26 protein-coding genes are annotated in these 26451 nt (G+C 71.8%); 11 read left to right on the forward strand and 15 right to left on the reverse strand.

The genetic code is table 11. The features are described from left to right. Positions 1-52: 52 nt before the first annotated feature. Both ACIQ5Y_RS35935 and ACIQ5Y_RS35940 read left to right on the forward strand, forming a co-directional pair. Positions 53-913, forward strand: a complete 861-nt coding sequence (locus tag ACIQ5Y_RS35935) for a TIGR03619 family F420-dependent LLM class oxidoreductase (protein WP_403890422.1) — start codon at positions 53-55, stop codon at positions 911-913. A 137-nt stretch (positions 914-1050) separates the two neighbouring features. Continuing rightward, complete coding sequence (locus ACIQ5Y_RS35940; RefSeq protein ID WP_403890424.1) at positions 1051-1515, forward strand: hypothetical protein; 465 nt, start codon at positions 1051-1053, stop codon at positions 1513-1515. Positions 1516-1597: 82 nt separating this feature from the next. On the opposite strand, the gene ACIQ5Y_RS35945 is transcribed toward ACIQ5Y_RS35940, so the two are convergent. Together ACIQ5Y_RS35945 and ACIQ5Y_RS35950 are read right to left on the reverse strand one after the other, a co-directional pair. After that, positions 1598-2416 (reverse strand): class I SAM-dependent methyltransferase, encoded by an 819-nt coding sequence (locus ACIQ5Y_RS35945; protein ID WP_403890427.1) that lies wholly within the window; start codon positions 2414-2416, stop codon positions 1598-1600. 57 nt (positions 2417-2473) lie between these two features. Continuing rightward, positions 2474-2896: an ATP-binding protein gene (locus ACIQ5Y_RS35950; RefSeq protein WP_403890430.1), complete on the reverse strand. Its 423-nt coding sequence runs from the start codon at positions 2894-2896 to the stop codon at positions 2474-2476. A 126-nt stretch (positions 2897-3022) separates the two neighbouring features. Between ACIQ5Y_RS35950 and ACIQ5Y_RS35955 the strand changes: the two genes are divergently transcribed. Both ACIQ5Y_RS35955 and ACIQ5Y_RS35960 read left to right on the forward strand, forming a co-directional pair. Next, positions 3023-3868, forward strand: coding sequence for a Scr1 family TA system antitoxin-like transcriptional regulator (locus ACIQ5Y_RS35955; RefSeq protein ID WP_403890433.1), 846 nt, complete (start codon positions 3023-3025; stop codon positions 3866-3868). Continuing rightward, positions 3865-4116 carry a DUF397 domain-containing protein gene (locus ACIQ5Y_RS35960; RefSeq protein ID WP_403890436.1) on the forward strand — a complete coding sequence of 84 codons (252 nt, stop codon included), beginning with the start codon at positions 3865-3867 and terminating at the stop codon, positions 4114-4116. The genes ACIQ5Y_RS35955 and ACIQ5Y_RS35960 overlap by 4 nt, the downstream gene beginning before the upstream one ends. A gap of 544 nt (positions 4117-4660) precedes the next feature. Here ACIQ5Y_RS35960 and ACIQ5Y_RS35965 read toward each other — a convergent pair. Further along, a complete protein-coding gene (locus ACIQ5Y_RS35965; protein ID WP_403890514.1) occupies positions 4661-5122 on the reverse strand; it encodes a DUF1877 family protein in 462 nt (153 codons plus the stop codon). A 1080-nt stretch (positions 5123-6202) separates the two neighbouring features. Here ACIQ5Y_RS35965 and ACIQ5Y_RS35970 point away from each other — a divergent pair. Beyond that, positions 6203-6601 carry a VOC family protein gene (locus ACIQ5Y_RS35970; RefSeq protein ID WP_403890438.1) on the forward strand — a complete coding sequence of 133 codons (399 nt, stop codon included), beginning with the start codon at positions 6203-6205 and terminating at the stop codon, positions 6599-6601. Positions 6602-6611: 10 nt separating this feature from the next. Here ACIQ5Y_RS35970 and ACIQ5Y_RS35975 read toward each other — a convergent pair whose 3' ends face one another. The 4 genes from ACIQ5Y_RS35975 to ACIQ5Y_RS35990 all read right to left on the reverse strand — a co-directional run bounded on the left by ACIQ5Y_RS35975 (position 6612) and on the right by ACIQ5Y_RS35990 (position 11077). Beyond that, on the reverse strand, positions 6612-7415 hold the full coding sequence (locus ACIQ5Y_RS35975; protein ID WP_403890441.1) for a DUF4239 domain-containing protein: 804 nt from the start codon (positions 7413-7415) through the stop codon (positions 6612-6614). A 24-nt stretch (positions 7416-7439) separates the two neighbouring features. Next, positions 7440-8846, reverse strand: coding sequence for an FAD-binding oxidoreductase (locus ACIQ5Y_RS35980; protein ID WP_403890444.1), 1407 nt, complete (start codon positions 8844-8846; stop codon positions 7440-7442). Between the two features lie 180 nt (positions 8847-9026). After that, entirely contained in the window at positions 9027-9314 is a 288-nt protein-coding gene (locus ACIQ5Y_RS35985) for a hypothetical protein (protein ID WP_403890447.1), read from the reverse strand. Between the two features lie 197 nt (positions 9315-9511). Further along, positions 9512-11077 (reverse strand): APC family permease, encoded by a 1566-nt coding sequence (locus ACIQ5Y_RS35990; RefSeq protein WP_403890449.1) that lies wholly within the window; start codon positions 11075-11077, stop codon positions 9512-9514. Positions 11078-11398: 321 nt separating this feature from the next. Here ACIQ5Y_RS35990 and ACIQ5Y_RS35995 point away from each other — a divergent pair, with 321 nt between their 5' ends. Further along, entirely contained in the window at positions 11399-12487 is a 1089-nt protein-coding gene (locus ACIQ5Y_RS35995; protein WP_403890452.1) for a DNA alkylation repair protein, read from the forward strand. A gap of 76 nt (positions 12488-12563) precedes the next feature. Here the strand turns inward: ACIQ5Y_RS35995 and ACIQ5Y_RS36000 are convergent, their stop codons facing one another. From ACIQ5Y_RS36000 to ACIQ5Y_RS36020, 5 genes are all read right to left on the reverse strand, one after another. Continuing rightward, complete coding sequence (locus ACIQ5Y_RS36000) at positions 12564-14042, reverse strand: aldehyde dehydrogenase family protein (RefSeq protein ID WP_403890455.1); 1479 nt, start codon at positions 14040-14042, stop codon at positions 12564-12566. Next, positions 14039-15835 (reverse strand): amidohydrolase family protein, encoded by a 1797-nt coding sequence (locus tag ACIQ5Y_RS36005; RefSeq protein ID WP_403890457.1) that lies wholly within the window; start codon positions 15833-15835, stop codon positions 14039-14041. Before ACIQ5Y_RS36005 ends, ACIQ5Y_RS36000 begins: the two co-directional genes overlap by 4 nt. Positions 15836-16188: 353 nt before the next feature. Then, complete coding sequence (locus ACIQ5Y_RS36010) at positions 16189-17310, reverse strand: LLM class flavin-dependent oxidoreductase (RefSeq protein WP_403890460.1); 1122 nt, start codon at positions 17308-17310, stop codon at positions 16189-16191. A 115-nt stretch (positions 17311-17425) separates the two neighbouring features. Then, complete coding sequence (locus ACIQ5Y_RS36015; protein ID WP_403890463.1) at positions 17426-18211, reverse strand: SDR family NAD(P)-dependent oxidoreductase; 786 nt, start codon at positions 18209-18211, stop codon at positions 17426-17428. A gap of 17 nt (positions 18212-18228) precedes the next feature. Further along, complete coding sequence (locus ACIQ5Y_RS36020; RefSeq protein ID WP_403890466.1) at positions 18229-19176, reverse strand: LLM class F420-dependent oxidoreductase; 948 nt, start codon at positions 19174-19176, stop codon at positions 18229-18231. Between the two features lie 176 nt (positions 19177-19352). Here ACIQ5Y_RS36020 and ACIQ5Y_RS36025 point away from each other — a divergent pair, with 176 nt between their 5' ends. Continuing rightward, entirely contained in the window at positions 19353-20054 is a 702-nt protein-coding gene (locus ACIQ5Y_RS36025; RefSeq protein WP_403890469.1) for a hypothetical protein, read from the forward strand. On the opposite strand, the gene ACIQ5Y_RS36030 is transcribed toward ACIQ5Y_RS36025, so the two are convergent. Genes ACIQ5Y_RS36030 through ACIQ5Y_RS36040 form a run of 3 tightly spaced genes read right to left on the reverse strand, consistent with a single transcriptional unit; the run spans position 20026 to position 22775 of the window. After that, positions 20026-20820 carry a hypothetical protein gene (locus ACIQ5Y_RS36030; RefSeq protein ID WP_403890472.1) on the reverse strand — a complete coding sequence of 265 codons (795 nt, stop codon included), beginning with the start codon at positions 20818-20820 and terminating at the stop codon, positions 20026-20028. The genes ACIQ5Y_RS36025 and ACIQ5Y_RS36030 overlap by 29 nt on opposite strands. Before the next feature lie 15 nt (positions 20821-20835). After that, positions 20836-22116 carry an ATP-binding protein gene (locus tag ACIQ5Y_RS36035; RefSeq protein WP_403890474.1) on the reverse strand — a complete coding sequence of 427 codons (1281 nt, stop codon included), beginning with the start codon at positions 22114-22116 and terminating at the stop codon, positions 20836-20838. After that, the gene (locus ACIQ5Y_RS36040; RefSeq protein WP_403890477.1) at positions 22113-22775 is read right to left on the reverse strand and encodes a response regulator transcription factor; all 663 of its coding nucleotides are present in this window, start codon (positions 22773-22775) and stop codon (positions 22113-22115) included. The genes ACIQ5Y_RS36035 and ACIQ5Y_RS36040 overlap by 4 nt, the downstream gene beginning before the upstream one ends. Positions 22776-22864: 89 nt before the next feature. Between ACIQ5Y_RS36040 and ACIQ5Y_RS36045 the strand changes: the two genes are divergently transcribed. Genes ACIQ5Y_RS36045 through ACIQ5Y_RS36060 form a run of 4 tightly spaced genes read left to right on the forward strand, consistent with a single transcriptional unit; the run spans position 22865 to position 26401 of the window. Beyond that, entirely contained in the window at positions 22865-23347 is a 483-nt protein-coding gene (locus ACIQ5Y_RS36045; protein ID WP_403890480.1) for a hypothetical protein, read from the forward strand. Continuing rightward, entirely contained in the window at positions 23344-24462 is a 1119-nt protein-coding gene (locus ACIQ5Y_RS36050; protein ID WP_403890482.1) for a peptidoglycan-binding protein, read from the forward strand. The genes ACIQ5Y_RS36045 and ACIQ5Y_RS36050 overlap by 4 nt, the downstream gene beginning before the upstream one ends. 17 nt (positions 24463-24479) lie before the next feature. Further along, positions 24480-25193: an ABC transporter ATP-binding protein gene (locus ACIQ5Y_RS36055; protein ID WP_403890517.1), complete on the forward strand. Its 714-nt coding sequence runs from the start codon at positions 24480-24482 to the stop codon at positions 25191-25193. Continuing rightward, positions 25190-26401, forward strand: a complete 1212-nt coding sequence (locus tag ACIQ5Y_RS36060) for an ABC transporter permease (protein WP_403890485.1) — start codon at positions 25190-25192, stop codon at positions 26399-26401. The genes ACIQ5Y_RS36055 and ACIQ5Y_RS36060 overlap by 4 nt, the downstream gene beginning before the upstream one ends. The last annotated feature ends 50 nt before the right edge of the window (positions 26402-26451 follow it).

The following is a 26451-nucleotide window of genomic DNA, read 5'->3' on the forward strand; positions in this document are numbered from 1 at the left end:
GCGCCCACCCCGTACCGTTACGTCGATTCCCACGTCTCGGAGGTGCCAGCACATGCGGATCGCCACGACCGTCTTCCTGACCGACCGCACCGTCTCGCCCGTCCGCCTCGCCCGCGCCCTCGAAGAGCGCGGCTTCTCCGGCCTCTACCTCCCGGAGCACACCCACATCCCGGTCAGCCGCGTCAGCCCCGCCCCCATGGGCGGCGAGCTCCCAGAGATGTACGGCCGCACGCTCGACCCCTTCGTCGCCCTCGGCCAGGCCTCCGCCGTGACCGAGCGGCTGCACCTCGGCACCGGCATCACCCTCGTCGCCCAGCACGACCCCATCGACCTCGCGAAGCAGGTCGCCACCCTCGACCACCTCTCCGGCGGCCGCCTCACCCTGGGCATCGGCTACGGCTGGAACGTCGAGGAGGCCGCCGACCACGGCGTCGAGTGGCGCACCCGCCGCGAACTGGTCCGCGACCGAATGGCCCTGATGCGCGCCCTGTGGGCGCCCGACCCGACCGCCTACGTGGGCGAGTACTCCTCCGTCCAGGCGAGCGAGGCCCACCCCAAGCCGGTACAGCCGGCCCGCGAACTCGCCCCCGGCCACCCTCTCCACGGCCCCCGCACCATGATCGGCGGCGCGGCGGGCCCGAAGCTCTTCGCCGCCATCGCCGACCACGCCGACGGCTGGCTCCCCATCGGCGGCCGCGGCCTCACGGAGTCCCTCCCGGCCCTGCGCCAGGTCTGGGAAACCGCCGGCCGCGACCCGAAGTCCCTCCAGGTGGTCCCGTACGCCGTCCAGCCGAACCCGGGCAAGCTGCGCCACTACGCCGACCTGGGCATCGAGGAGGTCGTCCTCCAGCTCCCGTCGGCGCCGGAGGACGAGATCCTGCGGGTGCTGGACGACTTCGCGCAGTACCTCTGAACCCCTGCACCTCCCAGTCCCCCGGGGCGGAACCGCCCGGGACCTCCCGAGCGTGTCTCCGAGTGCCTCTGACCGCCCGGACGGGCTGGTACTTTGGCGCGTTCCGCCCTTCAACTCGCCTTCCTGGGGGACTTCCCGTGCACCGCCACCTGCGCATCTCCGCCTTCGTCGCCGCCGGAGCAGCGGCCGCCCTGACCCTGACCGCCTGCAGCAGCGACAGCTCCCCGGAGGCGGACAAGAAGCCCGCCACCTCGGCCGCGGCCCCGGCTCCGGCCACCACCGCCCCCGCCGCGGGCGCGGGCGCGGGCGCGGGCAGCCTGGAGGGCGGCTGGATCTCCCTGCAGAACCCGGGCAAGGGCGTGGTGCTCACCATCAAGGGTCAGCGGGCGTTCGTGGTCGAGACTGCCACCGGCCTCACCTGCGAAGGAACCACCGACGGGAAGTCCCTGGACCTGAAGTGCCCGACCGGCGCGACGCGTTCGAAGGGAAAGGTCGACTCGGTCGACGCCACCAGCCTGAAGGTCACCTGGGAGGGCGCCGGCACGGACACCTTCCAGAAGAGCGAGCCGGGCAAGCTCCCCGCGCTCCCGACCAAGAAGTAGCCGAGCGCGGCACGCACGGGCCCCCGGGCCCGGCGCGTGCCGCCGCTCACCCGCGTCCGGCCCACCCGGGCGGCCGGCACGTTCATCGCACCCGGGCGAGGAAGAGGTCGCTGAACAGGGCCATGTCGATGCCGCCGCCGTGGGCGTCCAGAACCTCGGCGGTCTCGGCGAGAACCTGCTCCCGCCGGTCGGCGGGCAGGACGCGATAGCGCGAGATCGAAGCCAGATATCCCACGTAGCGGTCGGTGTCGTAGTGCTGTTCCTGCCGGTACCGGACGGCACGCAGATCCGTGAAGCGGCCGTCGCGGCGGCACTCCTCCTCGGGCCATCCGGGCTGTCCGGCCCAGCTCCCCGGCACCTCGTTGTAGGAGGAGGCCCGCTCGGCGTGAGGTGCACCGGCCATCCCGTGGCGGCGGTCGACCGCAGCCAGGGCGGCGTGCAACTCCCCGTCGCGGACGCCCTGCGGGTTCCAGAACAACGCCACCGCGCCGCCCGGCGCAAGGGCTGCGTGCACCAGGTCCCAACGGCGCTCCGGATCCGTCCAGTGCCAGGACGTGGCGGCGAGGACCAGCCCGAAGCGGCGGCCGCCAGGCTGCCAGTCCTCGAACGTGCCCGCGTGGACCCGCACCCCTGGATGGCGAACGGTGTTGCGGCGCAGCACCTCCGCCATGCGCGGGTCCGGCTCGATGCACACCATCCGCGTGCCCACGGCTGCGAACGACACCGTGGCCTTGCCCGTCCCCGCTCCGATCTCCACCGCCGCCCGGTCGCCCAGGGCCGCGTAGGCCAGTACCTCCGCGAACAGGGCATCCGCATAGCCGGGCCGAGCTGCATCGTAGAGCTCGGCCACCTCTCCGAACACCTGGCTCCGCGCCAGGTCGACCTCACCCTGCACGGTCATCCGCCTCCGCCTCCGCCTCCCCGATCGGCAAACCGCCGACGCCTACCGAAGGAGATATCACCGGCGGCTCAGCTCCGCCCAGACCGTTTTGCCGATCAGCCGATCCTGGACGCCCCAAGCGGCGAGCGCATCGACGATGCGGAGCCCGTAACCGTCCTCGGCCTGGTAGGCGTGGGGCTGCACGGCGGGGCGGCGGTCGCGGCGCGCGTCCGAGACCTCGATGCGCAGGACGCCCTCCAGCAGCGTCATCCGCAGCTCGAAGTCCCGCCCGGGTACCCGCCCGTGGGCCACCGCGTTGGAGGTGAGCTCCGCCACGACCAACCCCGCGTCGGCGGAGAGCCGGGAGGACTCGGGAATCCCCCAGTCGTGCAGCTCCACGAGGGCGAGCTGCCGCGCGAGGCGGGCCCCGCGAGGGGTGCAGCTGAAACGCTGCGTGAACGTGCGTACGAGTGCCCGGGCGGGGCCGGGAGTGGTGGTCATGGACTGAACGTCCCGCGTGAGCAGCGCAGTTCCCAGCAACCCGACTACTACTTTTGAAGAGTAGTAGTCCACTCTCTGGACAGTGGCAGTCACGGTGCGTGAACCTTGCCGTGGGGAGGTGACGCTGTGACGACTGCGACAACCGCCGACGAGAGCGGCGACGGAGAGGTCGAGCCCGACGACGACCTGCGGAACTTCGGCGAGACCATCAAGGCGTTCCGGAAGCGGGCGGGACTGACGCAGGAGCAGCTCCACCCGTTGGTCGGCTACTCGGTGCAGTACGTGGCCTCGGTGGAGCAGGGGCGCCGGCAGCCGTCCAGGAGGTTCGTGGAGAAGGCGGAAGAGGTGCTGGACGCCTTCGGTGTCATCCGCATCGCGGCGAAGCGCCTGACGCGTCAGCGGGGGCTGGCGAAGTGGTTCAGGCGGTGGGCGGACCTGGAGGAGACGGCCCTTGCCCTCAATACGTACGAGTGCAGGTCGATTCCGGGGTTGTTGCAGACGGAGGCGTATGCGCGGGCCCTCATCGGTGACGTTCTCCCACCGCCCACCCCGGAAGAGGTGGAAGCCCGCATCGTGGCCCGTCTGGCACGGCAGAAGCTCCTGAGCCGTACTCCGTACACGGTCTTCAGCTTCATCATCGACGAAGCGGTGATCCTGCGACAGACCGGCGGCCCGGAGGTGACCCGACAGCTGATCGACCACCTGCTGGATTGCGCCCGGCTACCCAACCTCGATCTGCAGATCATGCCGCTGATCAGCCCAGAGCACGCGGGGCTCGGGGGCTCCTTTCAGCTCCTCGAAACAGAGGATCACGAATGGATGGGTTACAGCGAGGGCCAGCAGTCGGGTCGGGTCCTGTCCGACCCGAAAGACCTCAGCCTCCTCCACCAGCGGTATGCCAAACTTCGCATCCAGGCCCTCAACCCGGCGGACAGTGCGGGCCTGTTGAAGCGAATGCGAGGATCCCTGTGAACAGCTCCGAGTTGCGGTGGTTCAAGAGCAGTTACAGCAGCGGCGACGGCGACAGCTGCGTCGAGGTGGCCCTCTCCTGGCACAAGTCCACGTACAGCGGAAGCGAGGGCGACAGCTGCGTCGAGGTCGCCGCCTGTACGGAAGCCATCCACATCCGGGACTCCAAGGTGACGGCAGGACCCGAGCTGGCCGTCACCCCGGCGGCCTGGACCGAGTTCCTCGGCGGGGTCACGGGCACTCGGCGGTAAGGGGCCGCCACCTCTGAGCGGCAGCCAGAGAGGGTTGGGGGTTTCCCGTCAGTCCCATCGTCCTTCCGCGTCGGGCCGGCCTGTCAAGGGCGCTCCTCCTTCGTCGTCGCGTCGCTGCGCGACGGCCTTCGGCCGCCCTTGACAGACCGTCCCGCCACGGAAAGACAAGGACTGCCGGGAACCCCCCAAAGGAACGGGCCGGGCCAGAGATTCCACAACGGGCCCACCGGAATGCCCGACCCGGTCGAGGACTCACCCCTCCTCGGCCCCTCCAGAGCACCGGCCAGGCCAGGCAGACGGCCACACCCCCCGAAACCCCCACCACAAGAGCCTGAGCGGGAGGAAGGGCGCCACAAATCGCTACGCGCTCCTCGACAACGGCGTCTGACCACCGCCTGGGGCTGGTCACGCACCAGATCGCTACGCGCTCCTCCTTGACGGCGTCCGACGGTCGATTGGGGCTGGACATAGGCCGCCCACGGCCACCGCACGGCTGACACCGTCCGGCGTTGATCAGGCCGTCATGGGTCGCTGGGACAGACGGTCAGAAGGAGAAATGCTTGGCCACCGCCCAGCCGCGCTCCGCCGACCTGGCGTAGAACGTCCGCAGGTCCTCGTGGTACCGGGCCAGGCAGTCGCGCCATTCCTCATCCGGCTCGGGTGTTTGGCGTTGACGCCACTCCTCCCACAGGTCGGGGAACGAGACGCCTTTCAGATAGTCCGCCGCGCGAGACACGTCCGGCGGATCGACCGCCACATGACCGGGGCCGCTGCCACGGTCGGGTATGTGTCGGCCGCCGAAGACGGGAAGCTCCCGGTCGCCGCCCGGCTGGGACGGTGGCCAATAGAGCTCGTTCAGCTGGAAGAAACCGGTCTCCAGCCATACCGCCTCCCCGACCCTGACCAGCCGCCGCAGCTCGTCGAACTCCACGTCGAACAGGGCATCAAAGCCATCCGGGTCATCGGGCAGCAAGGAGGGGTCGAGCCCTTGGAAGTAGATCCACATACTCACACCGGCACGGTAACGGTCACCACCGACACCGACCCGGAGACCGTCCACTCACCACAACTCGGCTTTTGTCGAAAGGAAGAGCTCAATGATCTCCTCACGGGTCAGCGTGGGAGCCACGTAGTCCCGCTCCACCACCCGCTGCTCGAACTCCGGCGGGACGAGAGTTCATGAACAACCACCAGGTAATGGGCCATGTTGGGCCACACCCACTCGCCGTCGGTCCGGAGGCTGAAGGCGCCCATCACTTGCCGGGACTCATCGAACGGATCGCACTCCACTCCCGGAGAGGCGCCGAGCCATTCGCAGGCACCCATGTACGCACCCAAGGCCGCCCGGTCCGACCGCATCGGACCTCTCGGGAGATCCTCCGGCCGGACACCCGAGCCGATCTTGCACGGCATCGCGTCATAGAAGCCGAAGTACTTCACCCGGTCGCTCCTCATCGTCCATCGCCGCAGGCAGCCCGCATTCTCCCCGACCCACGACGGCCTGATCGACGCCGGACGGTGTCAGCCGTGCAGCGGCCGTTGGCGGCCTATGTCCGACCCCAATCAACCGTCGGACGCCGTCAAAGAGGAGCGCGTAGCGATCCGGTGCGTGACCAGCCCCAGGCGGTGGTCAGACGCCGAGACGTGAGGAGCGCGTAGCGATTTGGGGCGCCCTTCCTCCCGCTCAGGCTCTTGTGGTGGGGGTTTCGGGGGGTGTGGCCGCCTGGCCGGTGCTCTGGAGGGGCCGAGGAGGGGTGAGTCCTCGACCGGGTCGGGCATTTCTGTCGGCCCGTCTTGGGATCTATGGCCCGGCCCGTTCCTTTGGGGGGTTCCCGGCAGTCCTTGTCTTTCCGTGGCGGGACGGTCTGTCAAGGGTCGCCGAAGGCGATCGCGCAGCGACGCGACGACGAAGGAGGAGCGCCCTTGACAGGCCGGCCCGACGCGGAAGGACGATGGGACTGACGGGAAACCCCCAACCCTTCCTCGCTACCGACCAGCCGAGGCACCGCCAAACCCCACCCCGGACCCGCAGGGGCGGCCCGAGGGGGAGAAGTCCCGCACGCGCATCACCCCGTACCCTCCCCCCATGATCACTCCCACCACCCACATCCGCGTCGCCCGGCCCTCCCTCGACCTCAAGGCCGCCGAGCGCTTCTACGTCGACGGGCTCGGCCTCGACGTGCAGTGGCGCAGCGTCGCGAGCCACCCCGGGAAGCACGACCTGCTGATGGTCGGGCCCGCCGGGGGCGGCTGGCACTTCGAGCTGACCTATGACCCCGCCCATCCGACCACCCCCGCCCCCACCGTCGAGGACCTCTTCGTGGTCTACCTCGGCGAAGCCCCCGACGAGGCCCTCGTCGACCGGCTCGTCGAGCACGGCGGTACCCGGGTCCCCTCGCACAACCCGTACTGGGACGAGTGGGGCGTCACCATCGAGGACCCGGACGGCTACCGGCTCGTGCTGTGCTCCCGTACCTGGGGATAGCCGCACGTCATCACGACCCCGCCCCCGCCGCCCAGAACTGCGACAGCGCCGCTTCCTTGTACGGCTGCGGCGTCACGCTCAGGTCCCCCGCGAAGGGGCGGTCCAGGGCCACGACCAGCAGCAGGCTGAAGCCGATCAGCCCGGCCACCGCCGCGACGAACAGCAGCTGCATCTTCAGGCTGCGCAGTCCGAACAGGAAGGTGAGCGGGATGATCACCAACGCGCCGCCGTACACCAGCACTTGCAGCAGGATCGGCAGCGAGGTCTCCGCCATCGAGACGCGGGCCCGGCGCTGCGCGGCGACGTCGTTGACGCGGCTGACGGCCTCGGCGTAGAAGGTCTCGGCGCGGGGGCCGCTCGGCTCGTACGCCTGGAGGGCCGCGTAGAGGTCGCGGGTCTGGGTCGAGGTGGCGTCGTAGCTCGGCTTGCCGTCGCGCATCAGCGGCCACTGGACCTCGACGACGGCGTGGGCGTAGGCGCCCACGGCCTGGTTGACGCGCGCGCGGTCGGCTTCCGGAAAGGTGTCGGCGCTGCGTACGACCAGCGCCAGGTCGGTGGCCTCGGTGGCGACGATGGTCTCGGTGTTCTCCAGCTGCGTCCACAGGGTGACGACGACGAACGCGAGGATGATGCCGTAGATCGCGCCGAACATGCCGAGCGCGATCCCGACCATCTCGTTGTGGTCGCCGCCCGCGAGGTGCGGGAAGCGGCGGCGGGCGGCGATGCTGCCGACGACGGCGAGGCCGGTGACGCCGCCGACGAGGAGCACCGCGATGACGAGCGTGCTGAGATTGTTGAGCAACCAAAGGATCATGCACTGCTCAACGACCGGCTTCCCTCAAGGAAGCAGCGTGTGCGGGCTCAGCATCCCGTCCGGGTCGAATGCCGCCTTGACGGAGCGCATCACGGCGATGTCCGTGGCGGAGCGGGTCAGGTGCAGGTAGCGGGCCTTGGCCCGGCCGATGCCGTGTTCGGCGCTGATGCTGCCGCCCGCCTCCGCGACCCGGTGCAGGACCGCCTCCGTCACCGGTTCCTCGTCCTCGGGGGTGACGTCGAGGAGGTTGACGTGGACGTTGCCCTCCGCCAGGTGCCCGAAGACGTACGGCCGGGCGCGGCCGGCCAGCAGCGCGGGCAGGTCCGCGACGAACCTCGGCAGGTCGGTGAGCGGGACGGTGACGTCGAGCTTGAGGGGGATCCCCTCGGCGTTGACCGACTCGGTGTGCCGCTCGCGGTAGGCGGCGAGGCGGCGGCGGTCCGAGGCCTGCCGGCCGACGGCCACGGCGCGGATCTCGTCCGCCACCGCCTCCTCCTCCAGCAGCGCGGCGAGTTCCTCGGCGGGATCGTGCCGGGCCGCGCACTCCACGAGGAGGTAGACGGGGTGTCCGGTGCGGAAGGGCGCGGGCAGGCGGGCGTGCTTCAGCACCAGGGCCAGGCCGTCGGCCGTGAAGAACTCGGCCAGTTCGAGGGATTCGAGCCGCCGCAGGGCGGTCAGGACTCCGACGGCGGACGCGAGCGAGTCGAGGGCGAGCAGGGCGGTGACCCGCTCGGGCAGCTCCGGGACCAGGCGCAGCCGCGCCCGGGTGATGACGGCCAGGGTGCCCTCGCTGCCGACGAGGAGGCCCGTCAGGTCGTAGCCGGTGTTGTCCTTGGGCAGCCCGGCGAGCCGGTCCAGGACGCTGCCGTCGGCGAGCACGGCCTCGACCCCGGCGACGTTGGCGCGGGTGGTGCCGTGGCGGACGACGCGCTCGCCTCCCGCGTTGGTCGCGATCATGCCGCCGAGGGTGGCCGAGTCCCGGGACGCCAGGTCGACGCCGAAGTCGCAGCCGTGCGGGCGTACGCGGGCCTGCAGCTCCGCCAGTGTGGCCCCGGCGCCCACCGTCACCTGGCGGGCGTCGGCGTCGATGGGGCCGATCGCGTTCAGCCGGCGCAGCGACAGCACGACCTCGGTTCCGGTGCCGGTGGGGACGCCGCCGCCGACGAGGCCCGTGTTGCCGCCCTGCGGGACGATCGGGGCGCCGGCGTCCCGGCAGATCCGGAGGGTCCGCGCGACCTGTGCGGTGTCGGCGGGCCGGACCACCAGGCGGGCCCGGCCGGTGTGGCGGCCGGTGAAGTCGGTCTCGTAGGAGGCGCGGAGGGCTGGGTCGGTGAGCACGTGGGCGTCGCCGACGACGGCCGCGAGGTGCCGGGCGAGCCGGTCGTGGTCCATCTGGCCTGCGGCGTCTGCGGGGTCCTGCGGCTCGCTCATGATCCACACGTTAGGCCGGTATCCGATCGGCGACCAGCCCGACTCCTGTGCTCGCCCGCAGGGGGGAGCGAAGCCCGCGCGGGCCGTGGTGGACGAGGCCATCGCCCCGCCCCTGCGCGCGGGCGCACGCGGGGGTGGGCCCGGCATGACCCCGTCCGGGGCGGGGCGCGGCGCCGGCCGTCAGCGGACCTTCGGGGCGTTGGGCAGCCCGGCGGACAGCGCCCCGCCGGCGCCCGCGAGCGAGGTGTCGGTGGCCTTGGTCGCGGTCCCGGCGGCCTGGGTGGTGACGCCCACGGCGGTCTTGGTGTCCTGGACGGCCTGCGCGGGGTGGTCGACGATGTCGCCGACGCGCTCGGTGAGCGGGACTCCGTGGGGCATCCCGTCGGCGTGCGCGGCGACCGGGGTGAGTGCGAGGGCGGCGCCGCCGGACAGGACCAGGGCGGCGAGGGTGCGCTTCATGGCATTCATGCCCGGCCCAACGACCCCGCCGCGCTCGTGGTCACCGCCCACCCCCACTTTGGAGTGAGCCCGCGACGAGCAGTACGTGCTCGGATGACCGGCGATCCCGTGGAACGCCGACGGCCCCGGATCGAGAGGAACGATCCGGGGCCGCGGGGATGACTCGGCAGGGGTGACGCGGGGGGCCCGTCAGGGGGCGGGTGGGGTCAGTCCTCGACGACCAGGGACGGGGTGGACTTCGTCAGGATCTGGCCGCGGAAGAAGGCCGGGCTGCGGCGTTCGGTGACGAACATGATGACCAGGCCGAGGGCCAGCAGGCCGACGCCGATGACGAAGACGCTGCCGACGCCGAAGACGTCGGAGCCGGAGCCGTAGGCCGGGTCCCAGGTGTCGAAGAGGGTCTTGCAGAAGACGGCGGCCAGCAGCAGTCCGCCCATGACCGGGAAGACGCCCTTGAAGAACAGGTCCCGGGCGGAGCGGCGCAGGTCGCCGCGGAAGTACCAGGCGCAGGCGAAGGCCGTCAGCGAGTAGTAGAAGCAGATCATCAGGCCGAGGGCGAAGATCGTGTCCGTGAGGACGTTCTCGCTGACCAGGGTCATGATCGTGTAGAACGCGCCGGTGGCGACGCCCGCCATGACGGTGGCGCGGCCCGGGGTCTTGAACTTCGGGTGGACCTTGGCGTAGGAGGGCGGCAGCGCCTCGTACGTCGACATGGCGAGGACCGTGCGGGCCACCGGGATGAAGGTGGTCTGCAGGGACGCGGTGGCGGAGGCCAGGACGGCGACGAAGAGCAGGATGCCGAGCACCGGGCCCATCACCGGGCCGGCGAGGGCCGCGAAGACGTTGCCGGAGGTCTCCGGGTTGCCGAGGCCGAGGCCCTTGTCGCCGGAGCCGACGGCCATCTGGGCGGCGACGCCGGTGGCCAGGTAGGAGCCGACCAGGACGACCATCGCGATGAGCGAGGCGCGGCCCGGGGTCTTGGCGGAGCCGATGGTCTCCTCGTTGGCGGTCAGGCAGGTGTCCCAGCCCCAGTACATGAAGATCGAGAGGGAGAGACCGGCGGTGAAGGCGCCCATGGACTCGACCGCGAAGGGGTTCATCCACTGCCAGGAGAAGTCCAGGCCGGTGTCGAAGGTGCCGGCGGAGGCCTTCTGGAGGGCCATGGCGACGAAGACGGCGAGCACGACGAGCTGGAGGCCGACGAGGGTGTACTGGACGCCCTTGGTGGCGGTCATGCCGCGGTAGCTGATGGCCGTGGCGACGGCGATCAGGGTGAGGCAGGTGGCGATGTGGACGGCCTTGTTGCCGTCCAGGTCCGCGATCGACGGATTGCCCGTGATCTCTCCGGCGAGCAGCCAGAAGTAGGAGGTGGCGACGCCGGCCAGGTTGGAGAGCACGATGATCGTGGCGATCACCAAGCCCCAGCCGCACATCCAGCCGATCCGCGGGCCGAAGGCCTTGACGGTCCAGGTGAAGGAGGTGCCGCAGTCCGGCATGGCCTTGTTGAGCTCGCGGTACGCGAAGGCGACCAGGAGCATCGGGAGGAAGCCGGCGAGGAACACCGCGGGCATCTGGACGCCGACCTCGCCGGCCGTGGAGCCGAGGGTCGAGGTCAGGCAGTAGACGGGGGCGACGGTGGAGATGCCGATGACGGCACTGCCCACCAGGCCTACGGATCCCTTGCCGAGGCCCTTGCCGCGCACGTCGCCCTCGCCCTGGGCGACGCCGCTTACCGTGTCTCCGGCCTGGGGCCGAACGTCCAGCTGAGTCATGAGTCAGGACGTTAGATGCTGCGCATTCCATATCTGGAGGACTTAAGTCCGGATACAGGACGGCCCAAATCCCTTTGAACCTTGAGATCAAGAGACTTCACGAGCATGTAATACAAGGTTCACTTAGGCATCCATCCATAGATCGACAGGTGCCGGACATCCCGTTCCGGTATGCGGAAACCGCACCTCTGCCCCTTTTGTGCACTTTCAAACTTTCCCGTGTGACTGCGGTCACCCCCCATCCAGGCCGGCGACGGCGGCCCCGGGGCCGAAGCTGCCCGAACCGGCCCGAACCGGCGCGGGGTCCGCAAGACTGTTCCCATGCCCACGGCCGATGAACTCCTCAGCGCGGCGACCGTCACCACCCTCGCCCGGCTGCTCGCCCGCTCGGGCGGACGCCGGTCCGCGCCCGCCCTGCGCGCGTGCGCCGACGCGCTCGACGGGCTGACGTACAGCGGCCGCGTGGCCGCCGTCCGCGACGCCGTCCTCACCGACCTCCCCGCCGACTGGCCCGGCTTCGAGGCCGTCGTACGCACCGCCCTCGCCGACCCCGCCTTCGACGGGTGGATGACCTTCCCCGTCAACGAGGCCGTCGCCGTCCGCGGGCTGGAGGTCTTCGAGCCCGGGCTGGCCCTGCTGCACGACCTCACCCCCCGGCTCACCGCCGAATCCGCGGTACGACCCTTCCTGCGCGCCGACCCGGCCCGCGCCCTGGCCGTCGTACAGGGGTGGACGGACGACCCGGACCCCCACGTGCGCCGCCTCGCAAGCGAGGGCACCCGGCCCCGCCTGCCGTGGGCCCCGCAGCTGCCCGCCTTCATCACCGACCCCCGCCCGGCCGTGCCCGTACTGGACGCCCTCCACACCGACGGGTCCGAGTACGTCCGCCGCTCCGTCTCCAACCACCTCAACGACATCAGCCGCGACCACCCCGACCTCGCCGTCGAGACCGCCGCCCGCTGGCTGGCGCGGCCCGCGGCCACGACGGACCGCGTCGTACGGCACGGACTGCGCACCCTGATCAAGGCGGGGCGGCCCGAGGCGCTGACCCTGCTGGGCCACGCCCCGGACGTCCCGGTCGGCGTGCGCGGGCCCGTGGTCACCACCCCGCGGGTCTCGGTCGGCGAGTACCTCGTCTTCGACTACGCGGTCACCAACACCGGTGCGCTCCCGGCCGAGCTGGTCGTCGACTACGTCGTGCACCACACGAAGGCGAACGGCACCCGCACCCCGAAGGTCTTCAAGCTCGTCACCCGCGCCCTGGCCCCGGGCGAGACCCTCACCGGCACCAAGCGGCACTCGTTCAAGCCGATCACCACCCGCCGCTACCACTCCGGCGAGCACCTGGTGCAGCTCCAGATCAACGGACGGGTGCGCGGCGAAGCCGCGTTCTCGCTGGACGCCGGGTGAGCACCTCGGCAGGCCGGCGGTCCGGTCGTCGGGGTCCCGTGGCGGGACCCCGACGACCGGACCGGGTCCGGGCGGCTTACGCCGTCCAGACGATCGACTGCATCTCGCTGTACGCGTGCAGCGCGTACGAGCCCACGTCGCGGCCCACGCCCGAGCGCTTGAAGCCGCCGAACGGCGCCTCCATGTTCCGGCCGATGGTGTTCACGCCGACCCCGCCCGCCCGCAGCCGCCGGGCCACGCGGAACGCGCGGGCCGAGTCCCCGGACCACACGTAGCTGAGCAGCCCGAAGTCGCTGTCGTTGGCCAGGCGGACCGCCTCGTCCTCGTCCCCGTCGAAGGGGACGACCACGACGACCGGGCCGAAGATCTCCTCGCGGACCACCCGCATGTCGTTCGTGCAGTCGACGAGGAGGGTGGGGGCCACGTAGAAGCCCTTGCCGCCGTCACCGACCACCGGGCGCTCACCGCCGTGGGCGATGCGCGCGCCCTCCTTCTTCCCCAGCTCGACGTACGACTCCACGCGGTCCCGGTGCGCCGCCGAGATCACCGGTCCCACCACCGTGCCCCGCTCCCTCGGGTCGCCGACCTTCATGAAGGCCAGGTAGCCGGTGAGCTTCTCGATCAGCCGGTCGTAGACCGCCCGGTGGACGATCACCCGGGTCGGGGCCGTGCAGATCTGGCCGGAGTAGAAGGAGAAGGTGGTGCCGATGCCCATCACCGCGGCGTCCAGGTCGGCGTCCTCGAAGACGATCGCCGCGCCCTTGCCGCCCAGTTCCATCAGCTGCCGCTTCATCGTGCGGCCGCAGACCTCGGCGATGCGCTGCCCGACGGCCGTGGAGCCGGTGAAGGACACCATGTCCACGTACGGGGAATCGACCGCGGCCTCGCCGATCTCGACCGACTGCCCGTTCACCACGTTGACCACGCCCGCCGGCACTCCGGCCTCCGCGAGCGCCTCGGCCATCTTGAACACCGACAGCGGGTCCTGCGGGGCGGGCTTGACCACCACCGTGTTGCCCATGGCCAGCGCCGGGGCCACCTTGCCCGCCGGGTTCGCCCACGGGTTGTTGTACGAGGTGATGCAGGTGACCACGCCGACCGGCTGGCGCACCTCCAGCGCGCCCAGCACGGACGCCTTCCCCATCGGGCCGGCCTCGGTGACCTGCGGCGGCAGCCCGCGCTCGACCGGCTCCAGGGCGCCCTTCGCGTACCGCCGGAAGCGGGTGACGCCGACGCCGACCTGCATGCCGCGCGCGATGCCGGTCGGGGCGCCCGTCTCGGCCTGTGCGAGGGCCGCCCACGGTTCGAACTCCCGCTGCATGATGTCGGCGGCCCGGTCGAGGATCGCCGCGCGCGCCTCGGGCGTCGTACGGGACCAGCTCTCGAAGGCCTCGGCTGCGGCGCGGGCCGCCTCCGCGACCTGGCCGCGCGAGGCCTCGGGGGCCAGGCCGACGACGGACTCGTCCGCCGGGCTGACCACCTCGTAGTGGCCGCCCTCGGGCTCCACCCACTCGCCGCCGATGTAGAGCTTCTGCGGTACCTGCGACTGCGTCATCGGGTGCTCACCGTCCTCGTGTCCCGGCCGGACCGGAGCACGATGCCCGGCACGGCCCCCGTCACCTCGTCGTCGCGGATGGTCTCCACTCCGTTGACCCGGACCGAGACGATGCCGATGGCCCGGGAGTCCAGCCGCGGGCTGTCCCCGGGCAGGTCGTGGACGAGGGTCGCGGGTCCCGCCTCGATGCGCTCGGGGTCGAAGAGGACCAGGTCCGCGTGGTAGCCCTCGGCGATCCGGCCGCGCTCGCGCAGCCCGAACAGCTGCGCCGGGTCGTCGGTGAGCATCCGTACCGCCTGCTCCAGCGGCACCAGCTTGCGGCCGCGCAGGCAGTCGCCGAGGAAGCGGGTCGTGTAGGGGGCGCCGCACATGCGGTCCAGGTGCGCGCCGGCGTCGGAGCCGCCGAGCATGACGTCCTCGTGCTGCCAGGTCTCGGCGCGCAGGGCCCAGGTCGCCGGGTCGTTGTCGGTGGGCATGGGCCACAGGACGGTGCGCAGGTCGTCGTTGGCGCATATCTCGACGAGGCACTGGAAGGCGTCCTGGCCGCGCTCGGCGGCGATGTCGTTGACGACGCGCCCGGAGAGGCCCTCGTTCTCCTTGCTGTACGTGTCGCCGATGACGTAGCGCCCGAAGTTGGCGAGGCGGCGGAAGACGCCGGCCTCCTTGCTGTCGGCGCGGCGCAGCATCTCGGCGCGTACGTCCCGGTCGCGGAGCTTCGCGATCCGCTCGGGGACGGGCAGGTTCAGGATCTCGCCCCAGCCGGGGATGAGGTTGAGCGCGCAGAACGTGCCCAGCGACATGTTCATGGGGGTGAGGATCGGCATGGTGAGGGCGACGATCCGGCCGCCGGCCTTGCGGGCGCGCTCGCTGGGGATCAGCTGGCGCGGGACCCGCTCGGGGACGGAGGCGTCGATGGTGAGGACGTTCCAGTTCAGGGGCCGGCCGGCGGCCGCGCTCATCTCGACGAAGAGGTCGATCTCGTCGTCGGAGAACTGGTCGAGGCAGCCCGCGACGATCGCTTCGAGCTGGGTGCCCTCGTGTTCCGCGACGGCTCGGGAGAGCGCGAGGAGTTCGGCGGGTTCGGCGTGCCGGGAGGCGACGGGGGCGCCGGCGCCGTCGGAGTGCGTGGAGGACTGGGTGGTGGACAGGCCCCAGGCTCCGGCGTTCATGGCGTCGTGGAGGAGGTCGAGCATCTGCCGCATCTGCTCGGGGGTGGGCTTGCCTCCGACGGCGTCCTCGCCCATGACGTGGCGGCGCAGGGCGCAGTGGCCGACCATGAAGCCGGCGTTGACGGCGATGCGGCCGTCGAGCGCGTCGAGGTACTCGCCGAAGGTGGACCAGGTCCAGTCGACGCCCTCCTCCAGGGCCGCCAGGGCCATGCCCTCGACCTTGCTCATCATGCGGCGCGTGTAGTCGGCGTCCTCGGGGCGGGCCGGGTTGAGCGGGGCCAGGGTGAAGCCGCAGTTGCCGCCGGCGACGGTGGTGACGCCGTGGTTCATGGAGGGGGTGGCGTAGGGGTCCCAGAAGAGCTGGGCGTCGTAGTGCGTGTGCGGGTCGATGAACCCGGGGGTGAGGACGAGGCCGGTGGCGTCCTCGGTGGTGCGGGCCTCTTCCGTCACGGTGCCGATGGCGACGATGCGCCCGTCGCGGATGCCGACGTCTGCGACGCGGGCGGGGGCGCCGGTGCCGTCGACGACGGTGGCGCCCTTGATGACGTGGTCGAGCATGACGTCCCTTCTCCGTGTGCGTTGCGCGCCGTGTCCTGGGGCTCCGCCCCAGACCCCGCGTCTCAAACGCCGGCGAGGCTGATTTTTGGCTGCTGTCTGCTGTCAGGCGCGGCTCAAAGACCCGGGGCTCCGCCCCGTACCCCGCTCCTCAAACGCAGGAGGGGCTGGATTTGCCACCGGTGGCGCCTCAAGCATCGGCCGGACCGAGGTTGCCCGGGCGGGCAACCCAGCCGCACAAGGCAGGCGACGGGGACGAAATCCAGCCCCGCCGGCGTTTGAGGCGCAGGGTCTGGGGCGGAGCGCCAGCAGCGGCGCCGCACCCGTGCCCCGGCCGGTGGCCGCCCGGCCGGGGCAGGTGTGGGACGGCGGTCCGGGAAGACGCCGCCCCGGTACGGGGCCCGGGTCTGCTCGGCCCGCCGCTAGGCGGACTGGCGGAAGCGGGTCGTGCGGTGGACCGGGTCCGTGTCGATCTCCGGGATCACGTGCTCGCCGATCAGCTTGATCGTGGTCATCGTGTCCTCGTACGAGACGCCCGTCGGCAGACCGAAGGACAGCTGGTCGGCGCCGGCCTGCTCCCAGCGCTTGCACTGGGCCTTGACCTCGGACGGGTCACCGCAGATCAGCAGTTCCTCGGCGATCAGGAGCTCGATGATCTCCGCGTTGTACTCGGGCAGGGTCTCGGGCCACTCCGGGATGGCCTCCGGCCGCGGGAAGGTGTCGTGGTAGCGGAACACCAGCGACTGGAAGCGGTTCATGTTGGCGTTGACGGCGATCTCGACGGCCTTGTCGTGCGTCTCGGCGCAGATCGCGGTCGAGGTGACCATGACGTTGTCGTTGACGAAGGCGCCGATGGCCTTCGCCTCCCGGATGGCCGTCTTGTACTGGTCGAGGACCCATTCCATGTCGGAGACCTTCTGCACGCTGAAGCCCAGCACGCCGAGGCCCTTCTTGGCGGCCATCGCGTACGAGGACGGGGAGCCCGCCGCGTACCACATGGCCGGGTGCGCCTTCCCGTACGGCTTGGGGAAGACCTTGCGCGGCGGGAGCGACCAGTGCTTGCCCTGGAACCCCTCGTATTCCTCCTGGAGGAACATCTTGGGGAACTCCGCGATGGTCTCCTCCCAGATCTCCTTGGTGCCGTTCATGTCCTCGATGCCCGGGAGGAAGCCGAGGATCTCGTGGCTGCCGGCGCCGCGGCCGGTGCCGAATTCGAAGCGGCCCTTGGAGAGGTGGTCGAGCATGGTGACCTTTTCGGCCACCTTCACCGGGTGGTTGACCGGGGCGAGCGGGTTGAAGATGCCGGAGCCGAGGTGGATGCGCTCGGTGGCGGCGGCGAGGTAGCCGAGGAACACCTCGTTCGCCGACAGGTGCGAGTACTCCTCCAGGAAGTGGTGCTCGGAGGCCCAGGCGTACTTGAAGCCGGACTTGTCGGCCTGGATGACGTACTCGGTCTCCTCCAACAGCGCCTTGTGCTCGGCCTGGGGGTCGACCTTGGACCGCGCCTCAGGCACGTATCCCTGCACGAAGAGCCCGAATTCCAAGGGGGTTCACCGTCCTTTGGTTTCTGACGTTGCGTCAGATTCGATGTCTCGACTGTTCCATCGCGAGTGCGGGAGCGTCAATACCTGACGCTCCATCAGATATGTGGGAGGGCGGCTAGAGGACGCTGACGCCCGCCATCCAGCCGCCGTCGATGACGAAGGGCTGGCCGGTGATGTAGGAGGAGTCGTCGGCGGTCAGGAAGAGCGCCAGCTTCGCGATCTCCTCCGGCTGCCCCACCCGCCCCATCGGCACCACGCGCTGGTAGAGCTCCGCCATGGCGTCGCGGGCCTCCTGGGGCAGGTCCGCCGGGTTCGTGTTGCCGGGGGTGGCCATCGCGGTGTCCACGGCGCCCGGGCACATCGCGTTGACCCGGATCCCCTTGGCTGCCAGCTCCAGCGCGGCCACCCGGGTCAGGCCGAGGATGGCCGCCTTGGTCGCCGCGTACGTGCCGACGTACGCCATGCCCGTCAGGCCCGTGTACGAGGAGGTGTTGACGATCGTGCCGCCGCCGGCGGCCTCGATCTCGGGGGCCACCGACTTGATGCCGAGGAAGGCGCCGACCTGGTTGACCTGGACCACCTGCTGGAACTCCTCCAGCGGGGTCGCGGTCAGCTCGTTGAAGCGCAGGATGCCCGCGTTGTTGACGAGCCCGTTGATCGGGCCGAAGGCCTCCTTCGCGGCGGCGACCGCGGCCGCCCAGTCCTCCTCGCGGCTCACGTCGAGGTGCGCGTAGCGGGCCCGGTCCTCGCCCAGCTCCTTGGCCACGGCCGCGCCCTGCTCGTCGAGCACGTCCCCGAGGAGCACCTTGGCGCCCTCGGCGGCGAAGAGGCGGGCCTCCTGCTCGCCCTGGCCGCGCGCCGCGCCGGTGATGATCACGACGCGCCCGTCCAGCTTGCCCATGTCCTGCTCCCGGTCTTCTAGTCGTTGAGGTGCGGCGCGACGTCGGCGCCGAAAGCGGTGATCTGGTCGACGAGTTCGGCGCGGTCGCGGCAGCGGAAGCGGACCTGGATCTGGTCCACGCCGAGGGCCTTGTACTCCCGCAGGGACTCGGCGAGCGCTTGCGCCTTGCCGGTCAGCGTGCGGCGGCCGGTGTCCCAGCCGGGCTCGCCGACGTACAGGGCCTCGGTGATCGCCCCGAACTCCATGGGGCCGGTCACCCCGGCCTCCTCGCGGAGCTCCTTGATCCGGGCGATCTGCGCGGGCAGCTTCTCCCGTGGGTCACCCTGCGGGAGCCAGCCGTCGCCCCGGAGGGCTGCGCGGCGCACGGCGGCGGGCGAGGAGCCGCCGACCCAGACGGGGATCCGCTCCTGCGCGGGCCGGGGCAGCTGGCCGAGGTCCTTGAAGGAGAACCGCTCGCCCTCGAACTCGGGGTACTCCTCGGGTCCCAGCGCGGCGCGCAGCGCGTCCAGGGTCTCGTCGAGGACGGCGCCGCGTCGGTCGAAGTCCACGCCGAGGACCTCGAACTCCTCCTGGACGTGCCCGGCGCCGACGCCGAGGACCAGCCGGCCGCCGGAGAGGTGGTCGAGGGTGGCGTACTGCTTGGCGCTGAGCAGGGGATGGCGCAGGCCGAGGATCGCGACGTGGCTGAGCAGCCGGACGCGCTCGGTGATCCCGGCCAGGAAGGAGAGCGTGGCCACCGGATCGTACCAGATGGTGCTCATGGGGCCGGCGAGCCGGCGCGGGATGGCCACGTGGTCGCAGGTCGCCAGGTAGCCGAAGCCGGCCCGGTCGGCGGCGCGGGCCACCTCGGCGAGGTCGGCGGCGCCGGCCGAGGCCTCCCAGGGTTCGGCGTAGATGGTGCTCTGCGACTGGATCGGGAGCTGCATCCCGTAGACCAGCCGACCTTCCGGAAATACGCGCGCCATGCCGGGCCCGCCTCGCCTTCGTCTGCCGATTCGTCATATCGGTGTGCCGGGCCATCGTCGTAGCTGACGGTCCGTCAGGCAAGGGGGTGGACGGAACGGGTGGCGGACCGGACCGCACACCGTGCCGCGCATCGAACCTCTGGCCTGATCCGAAAGGGACGGCCTAGGGTGCGCGCATGGATCTGTTGCTCACGCTCGTCAGCGGGATCGCCTGGACGGTCGTGTACGTGGAGGCGATCCGCGTCGGGTTCCGCGACCGGACGTACGCGATGCCCGTCGCCGCGCTCGCGCTGAACTTCGCCTGGGAGTCGATCTACGCGGTCCGCGACATCGCGACCGGCGTCTCCGCCCAAGGCGTGGTGAACGTGGTGTGGGCGGCGGCCGACGTGGTGATCGTCTGCACCTACCTGCGGTTCGGACGGGCCGACCTGCCGCGGTTCGTGACCCGGCCGATGTTCGCCGCGTGGTCGGTCCTGGTGTTCGGAACCGGTTTCGCCGTACAGGGCCTGTTCCTGGCCCACTTCGGGGCGCACGACGCCTCGCGCTATTCGGCGTTCCTGCAGAACCTGCTGATGTCGGGGCTGTTCATCGGCCTCTTCGCGGCACGGTCGGGCCCGCGCGGGCAGTCCCTGACCATCGCCGTCGCCAAGTGGCTGGGCACCCTGGCCCCGACGCTGCTGTTCGGGGTGATCGAGGACGCGCCGTTCATCCTCGCGCTGGGGATCCTGTGCGGCGTCTTCGACCTGGCCTACATCGGCCTGCTCCTGCGGGCCCGGAGCCGTGCGGCCGGGGGCGACACGGAGGCCGGGGCCGACGCCGGGACCGTGGCCGGGGCCGAAGCCGGGGCCGTCAGAAGCCTTCCGGACCCATCACGATGACCGGCTTCGCCGCCGGATCGAGGGTTTCCAGGACCTTCTTCATGGCCTGCTTCGGGATGCCCACGCAGCCCTGCGAGGGGCCGTCGTGGTCCACGTGGAGCCAGATGTTGCCGCCCTTCGACTCACCCTCCGGCTTGGTCGCGTCCAGCGGGGACGTGCCCGGCTTGCGGTTGAAGTCGATCGCGACCACGTAGTCGAAGGAACCGGCGAGGGACTCGCCGTTCACCCCGCGGCCCGTCGCCACGAACGCCCCGTCCTTGTCGTACGGGAGCCTCGTGCCCGGCGGCTTCGCCAGCAGCCCGCCCGCGTCGGTCAGCGCGAACACGCCCTGCGGGGAGGTCAGGTCCCCGTACGTGCGCTCCGTGGACCAGCCCTTGGCCCCGTTGCGCGCCGGCCAGCTCTCGGCCCGTACCCAGTCCGCGCCGGCCGCGGGCCGCGTGTACAGGGTGGCGGTGGACTCCGAGGAGTCCTTGGCCTTGCCGGTGACCAGGATGAGCTGGCGGGACTCGGCGGGGATCCGGGCCCGGGTCTGCTCGCTGACGCCCGGCAGACCCTGGAGGGCCTCCCGGCGGGCGTCGCGCGCGGCCCGGTCCTCGGCCGGCGGGCGGGAGTCCGCCCGGGCCTGCGGCCGGGGCTGCGACCCCTGCGGGTCGTCGGCGGCGTACACCCAGCCCGCCCCGAGGGTCAGCAGGCCGAAGGCAGCCGCCAGCGCCACGCGGCGCGTCGGGCGGGGCGTGCGGGAGCGGGCTCGGCGGTGCTTGCTCATTGGGCCGACCGTACATCAGCGGATCTTCGAACCCGGTGCACCTCGGGAGGCGCCCTGTCGGCCCGCCGACGGGAAACGGACCCGTACCGTCAGCCCGCCCTCCGGTGCCGCGTTGGCCTCGGCCACGAGCTCCGCGCCGTGCGCCCGCGCGATGGCCGCCACGATCGAAAGCCCCAACCCCGCGCCCTCACCTGCGGTGTGCTGCCGTTCGGCACGCCTGCGGAAAGGCTCCAGGAGCCTCGGCACGTCCGCCGGATCGATCACCGGGCCGGTGTTGGACACGGCCAGTTCCCCGCCGGCGGAGGTCGCCACGACGATCCGGCCGCCCGCACGGTTGTGACGTACGGCATTCTCCAGCAGGTTCCGGACCAGGTGTCCGAGCAGCGCCCGGTCCCCGGTCACCGTCAGCGGCGCGAGGGTCCGTACGACGGTCAGCGCGTGCGGCGGGTCGGCAGCGAGTTCCGCCGCGGTCAGCGCCGCCAGGTCCACCGGCCCGGTGGACCCGGGCTCCAGGCCCTCCTGCGACGCCGCGAGCAGCAGCAGGGACTCGACGAGGTGCTCGCCCTCCTCCGCGACGCCGATCAGCCGCTCCCGGATCCGGGCCACCTTCCGCGGCGACGGCTCCCCCGCCAGCCCGATCTCGGCGGCGGCCCGCTGCACGGCCAGCGGGGTGCGCAGTTCGTGCGCCGCGTTCGCCGCGAACCGCCGCTGGGCGCCGACCAGATCCTCCATCCGCCCGAGCATCGCGTCGAAGGTGTCGGCCAGTTCCTTGAGTTCGCCGGGCGGGGCGTCGAGGGAGATCCGCTGGTGCAGGTTCTCACCGGAAAGCCGGCGCGCGGTCTCGGTGATCACCCCGACGGGGCGCAGCACCCGGCCGGCCATCCACCAGGCGAGCCAGATCGACAGGACGGCGAAGACGGCCAGCGCGATGAGCGAGTACGTCAGCAACTGGTGCCGGGTGGCGTCGGTGACGGCGTCCGAGAGGTTCTGGGTGAACGCGTACCCCTTGAGCTCCTCGGGGGTGGGCGTCTCGCCCGGGGCCATGGTCCGGGCGGGTTCGGGGCTCCGGTCCACGTCGACCGTCCGGCCCGGCACGGGGATCCGGTAGGCGGGGCTGACCGTACGGACCACCCCGTTCACGCTCGCGTACAGGCCCTGGCCGACGAGGAAGTAGACCAGCGCCACCAGTCCCCCGCCCGCGAGGAGCAGCAGCACCCCGTACAGGGCGGTGAGGCGGCCTCGTTCGGTCCGCGGGAGCAGCCGTTCGGGCAGCCGTGGAAGCGCCGGGCCGTTCATGCGCCGGCGATCCGGTAGCCCGCGCCCGGCACCGTCTCGATCGGCTGCGGCTCGCCCAGCTTGGCGCGGAGCTTGCTGAGGGTGACGCGGACGGCGTTGGTGGAGTAGCTGGTGTCCTGCTCCCACACCTGCTCGATCAGGTCGTCGCTGCTGACCACGGCCCCTTCGGCGCGCAGCAGCGTCTCCAGCACGGCGAACTCCTTGCGGGACAGCGCGAGCCGGTGCCCGTCGCGGGTGGCGGTGCGGCGGGCGGTGTCGACGGCGATCCCGGCGCGCTCCAGCACGGGTGGCAGGGCGGGGCGGGCGCGCCGGCCCAGCGCCAGGACGCGGGCGAGCAGCTCGTCGTAGGCGAAGGGCTTGGTGAGGTAGTCGTCGGCGCCGAGACCGAGCCCCTCGACCCTGTCCCGCACGGTCCCGGACGCGGTCAGCATCAGGACGCGGGTCAGCAGCCCCTCGCGGACCACTTGGCGGCAGACCTCGTCGCCGTGCAGGCCGGGCAGGTCGCGGTCCAGGACGAGGACGTCGTACGCGTCCAGCCGCAGCCGGCGCAGTGCCTCCAGGCCGTCGCCCGCCTCGTCGACGGCCAGGGCGTCGCGGCGCAGCCCCTCGGCGATCATCTCCCGGAGGAATTCCTCGTCCTCCACCACCAGTACGCGCATGCCCCCTCTTTACCGGAAGCCCACATTTCGCCGTTGTAAGCAGGGAGCGAGAGGGAAGCGAAACCCCCTTCGGCGCAAGGCTCGGGACCATGAAGCGATCCCTGATCATGACCACGGCCGCGGTCGTCACCGGGCTGACCCTGTTCGCCACCGCCTGCGCGAACGACGGCCCCGGCGGCTCCTCGGGTTCGGGCGGGAAGAAGGAGTCGAGCGGCGGGACGGACGCCGACCGCGCCGTGAAGATGCGCCAGTGCCTGCGCGAGCACGGCATCGACGCCCCCGACCCGGCGCCCGGCCAGGACCCGCGCGGGATGACGGTCGGCGGCGGCGCCGACCCGCAGAAGATGCAGGAGGCCATGAAGGAGTGCGGGATGGGCGGCCCCGGCTCGGGCAAGGAGCCCACGCAGGAAGAGAAGGACAAGGAACTCCAGTGGATCCGCTGCATGCGTGAGAACGGCGTCGCGCTGAAGGACCCCGAGTACAACGGGGGCGCGCGCAGCGGCATCGAGATACCCCAGGGCCAGGAGAAGGCCTTCGAGGACGCCCAGAAGAAGTGCGAAGCGGCCCGGTGAAGCCGCGCTCCAAATGGCTGCTGGGCGCGCTGGCCGTCGTACTGGCCGTCTCGGGCGGCGGTTACGCCGTCATGGCGCAGCCGCAGCGGGACGACGCGGCGCGCGAGCGGCGCGCGGACGGACTGCCGCCCGCGACGGCGCCGGTGCGGCGCGGCGACCTCGGCTCGGGCCTCCAGGTGGAGGGCACCCTCGGGTACGCGCAGGAGCGCAAGCTGAACGCGGGCGGGCCGGGCGTGCTGACGTGGATCGCCGGAGAGGGATCGACGGTCGAGCGGGACGGGAAGCTCTACGAGGTGGGCGGGCGGGCGGTGCGGCTGATGTACGGGGCCGTGCCCATGTACCGGCCGCTGAAGGCCGGGGACAAGGGCGAGGACGTCAAGCAGCTCAAGCGCAACCTCCAGGCGCTGGGGTACGGCACCGGGCTCGACCCGGAGGACCCCGCGTACACGGCGGGCACGGCGACCGCGGTCAAGCGGTGGCAGAAGGCGCACAAGAACGCGGAGACGGGCGAGGTCGGCAAGGAGGACGTCGCCTTCGCCTCGGGGCCGCAGCGGGTGCGCGGGAACGACGCGGCGGTCGGTGACGAGCCCGGGCCGGGCAAGCCGGTGCTCACGGTGACCGGGACCGAGCGGATCGTGCGGTTCCGGCTGGAGGCGGCGAAGGCGGCCGCGGCGAAGCCCGGCGAGCCCGTCACGGTACGGCTGCCGGGAGGGGCGACGGCCGGCGGCAAGGTCGACTCGGTGGGCGGCACGGCCGGTTCGGGTGACGGGAACGACGGCGCGGGCGGAGCCGGCGGGGGCGGTGCGGGCGGCGGCGGCGGCGACAAGAAGGCCAAGGTCGAGGTGTCCGTCACCTTCGACAAGCCCGCCGAGGTCAATGCCCCGGACCAGTCCCCGGTGACCGTCGGCCTGACCGGGGAGACCCGCAAGGGCGTGCTCTCCGTACCGGTGGGCGCGCTGCTCGCGCTCGCGGACGGCGGCTTCGGCGTCCAGGTCGTGGAGGACGGCCGGGCGCGCGAGGTGAAGGTCGAGCTGGGCATGTTCGGCAACGGCCGGGTCGAGGTGACCGGCGGCGCCCTCAAGGAGGGCATGCAGGTGGGGATCCCGAAGCTTTGAGCGACATCGACATCGACATGGAAACGGTCGTGGAGTTGACCGGGGTCACCAAGGAGTACCCGGGCGGGGTCGCCGCCCTGCGCGGGGTCGACCTGACCGTCCGCAGCGGCGAACTCCTCGCCATCGTCGGCCCGTCCGGCTCGGGGAAGTCCACGCTGCTGCACATCGTCGGCACCCTGGACCGCCCGACGGCCGGAGGCGTGCGCATCGCCGGCCATGACGTGGCGGCCCTGTCGGACCGTGCGCTGTCGGCACTGCGCTCCCGGCACGTCGGCTTCGTCTTCCAGTCCTTCCACCTGGTGCCGGGCATCAGCGCGAAGGCGAACGTGGCCGAGGGACTGCTCTACTCCGGCCTCTCGCGCGCCGAGCGCGGACGCCGGGCGGCCGCCGCCCTGGAACGGGTCGGCCTCGGGGACCGGATGGACCACCGGCCGCACGAACTGTCCGGCGGCCAGAAGCAGCGCGTGGCCATCGCCCGTGCGGTCGCCGGCGCACCGGACCTGCTGCTCGCCGACGAACCGACGGGCGCCCTGGACACGGCCTCCGGGGAGTCGGTGATGGAGCTGCTGCACGAGCTCAACCGGGACGGCGCCACGATCGCGGTGATCACCCACGACAACGAGATCGCCGCGAGCCTGCCGCGGCAGGTGCGCATCCGGGACGGGGAGATCGTGGCGGACGTGCTCAACGGGGCGGACGTACGGAACGGGGCGGGGGTGGTGTGGTCATGACCGGCCCCCGTGCCCGCACCCGGCTCACCGCGCCGAGGCTGTCCCCCCGGGACGTCCTGCACGTCGGGTCGGCCGGCCTGCGCTCGCGCCCCATGCGGGTGGTCCTGTCCGCGCTCGGCATCGCCATCGGCATCGCGACGATGATCGCGGTGGTCGGGATCTCCTCCTCCAGCCAGGCCAAACTGCTGCGGGAGCTCGACGCGCTCGGCACCAACATGCTGGTCGTGACGCCCGGCCAGGGCATGTTCACGGGGCAGGACACCAAGCTGCCGAAGGAGTCCCCCGGCATGATCTCCCGCATCGAGGGCGTCGAGTCCGTCGGCACCACCGGCGACGTGCCCGAGTCCGTACGCCGGTCGGAGAACATCCCCCGGGAGGAGACCGGCGGGATCGTGCTGAAGGCGGCCACGGACGATCTGCTCGGCACGCTGCGCGCGAGGACGGGCAGCGGGACCTGGCTCGACGAGGCCACCGGCCGCTACCCGGCGGTGGTGCTCGGCGACGTGTCAGCGCGCCGCCTCGGCATCACCGCGCCGGGGCAGCAGGTCTTCATCGGCGGCCGGTACTTCACGGTGATCGGCATCCTGGAGCCGGTCCCGCTGGCTCCGGAGATCGAGCGGTCCGCGCTGATCGGCTGGGACGCGGCGCAGCGGCTGCTCGGCTTCGACGGGCACCCGACGGCGGTGTACGAACGCTCGGCGGACGACCGGGTGGCGGCGGTCAGGAAGCTGATCGCGCGGACGGCCAACCCGCAGACCCCGAGCGCGGTCGCGGTCACCGACCCCTCGGCGGCGCTCCAGGCGAAGGCGGCCACGGAGGGTGCGTTCAGCACGCTGCTGCTCGGCCTGGGCGGGATCGCCCTGCTGGTGGGCGGGGTCGGGGTCGCCAACACGATGATCATCTCGGTGCTGGAGCGGCGCCACGAGATCGGCCTGCGCCGCTCGCTGGGCGCCACCAAGGGCCAGGTCCGGATCCAGTTCGTCACGGAGTCACTGCTGCTGTCCGGGCTCGGCGGCCTGGCGGGCATCGCCCTGGGCGGCGCGGCCACGGCGGTCTACGCCCGGGTCGGGGACCTGCCCTGGGTGGTCCCCCTGTGGGCGGTGACGGGCGGCTTCGCGTCGACCCTGGCGATCGGCACGCTGGCCGGCCTGTACCCGGCGGTGCGCGCGGCCCGGCTCTCGCCGACGCTGGCGCTGGCGGCGGCGTAGGGGGCGCCGGGGCGGGGCGGGGCGGGGACCGGGCGGAGGCGAGGGCCGGG

The sequence above is a fragment of the Streptomyces sp. NPDC096339 genome, from assembly GCF_044762985.1.
Taxonomy (GTDB): domain Bacteria; phylum Actinomycetota; class Actinomycetes; order Streptomycetales; family Streptomycetaceae; genus Streptomyces.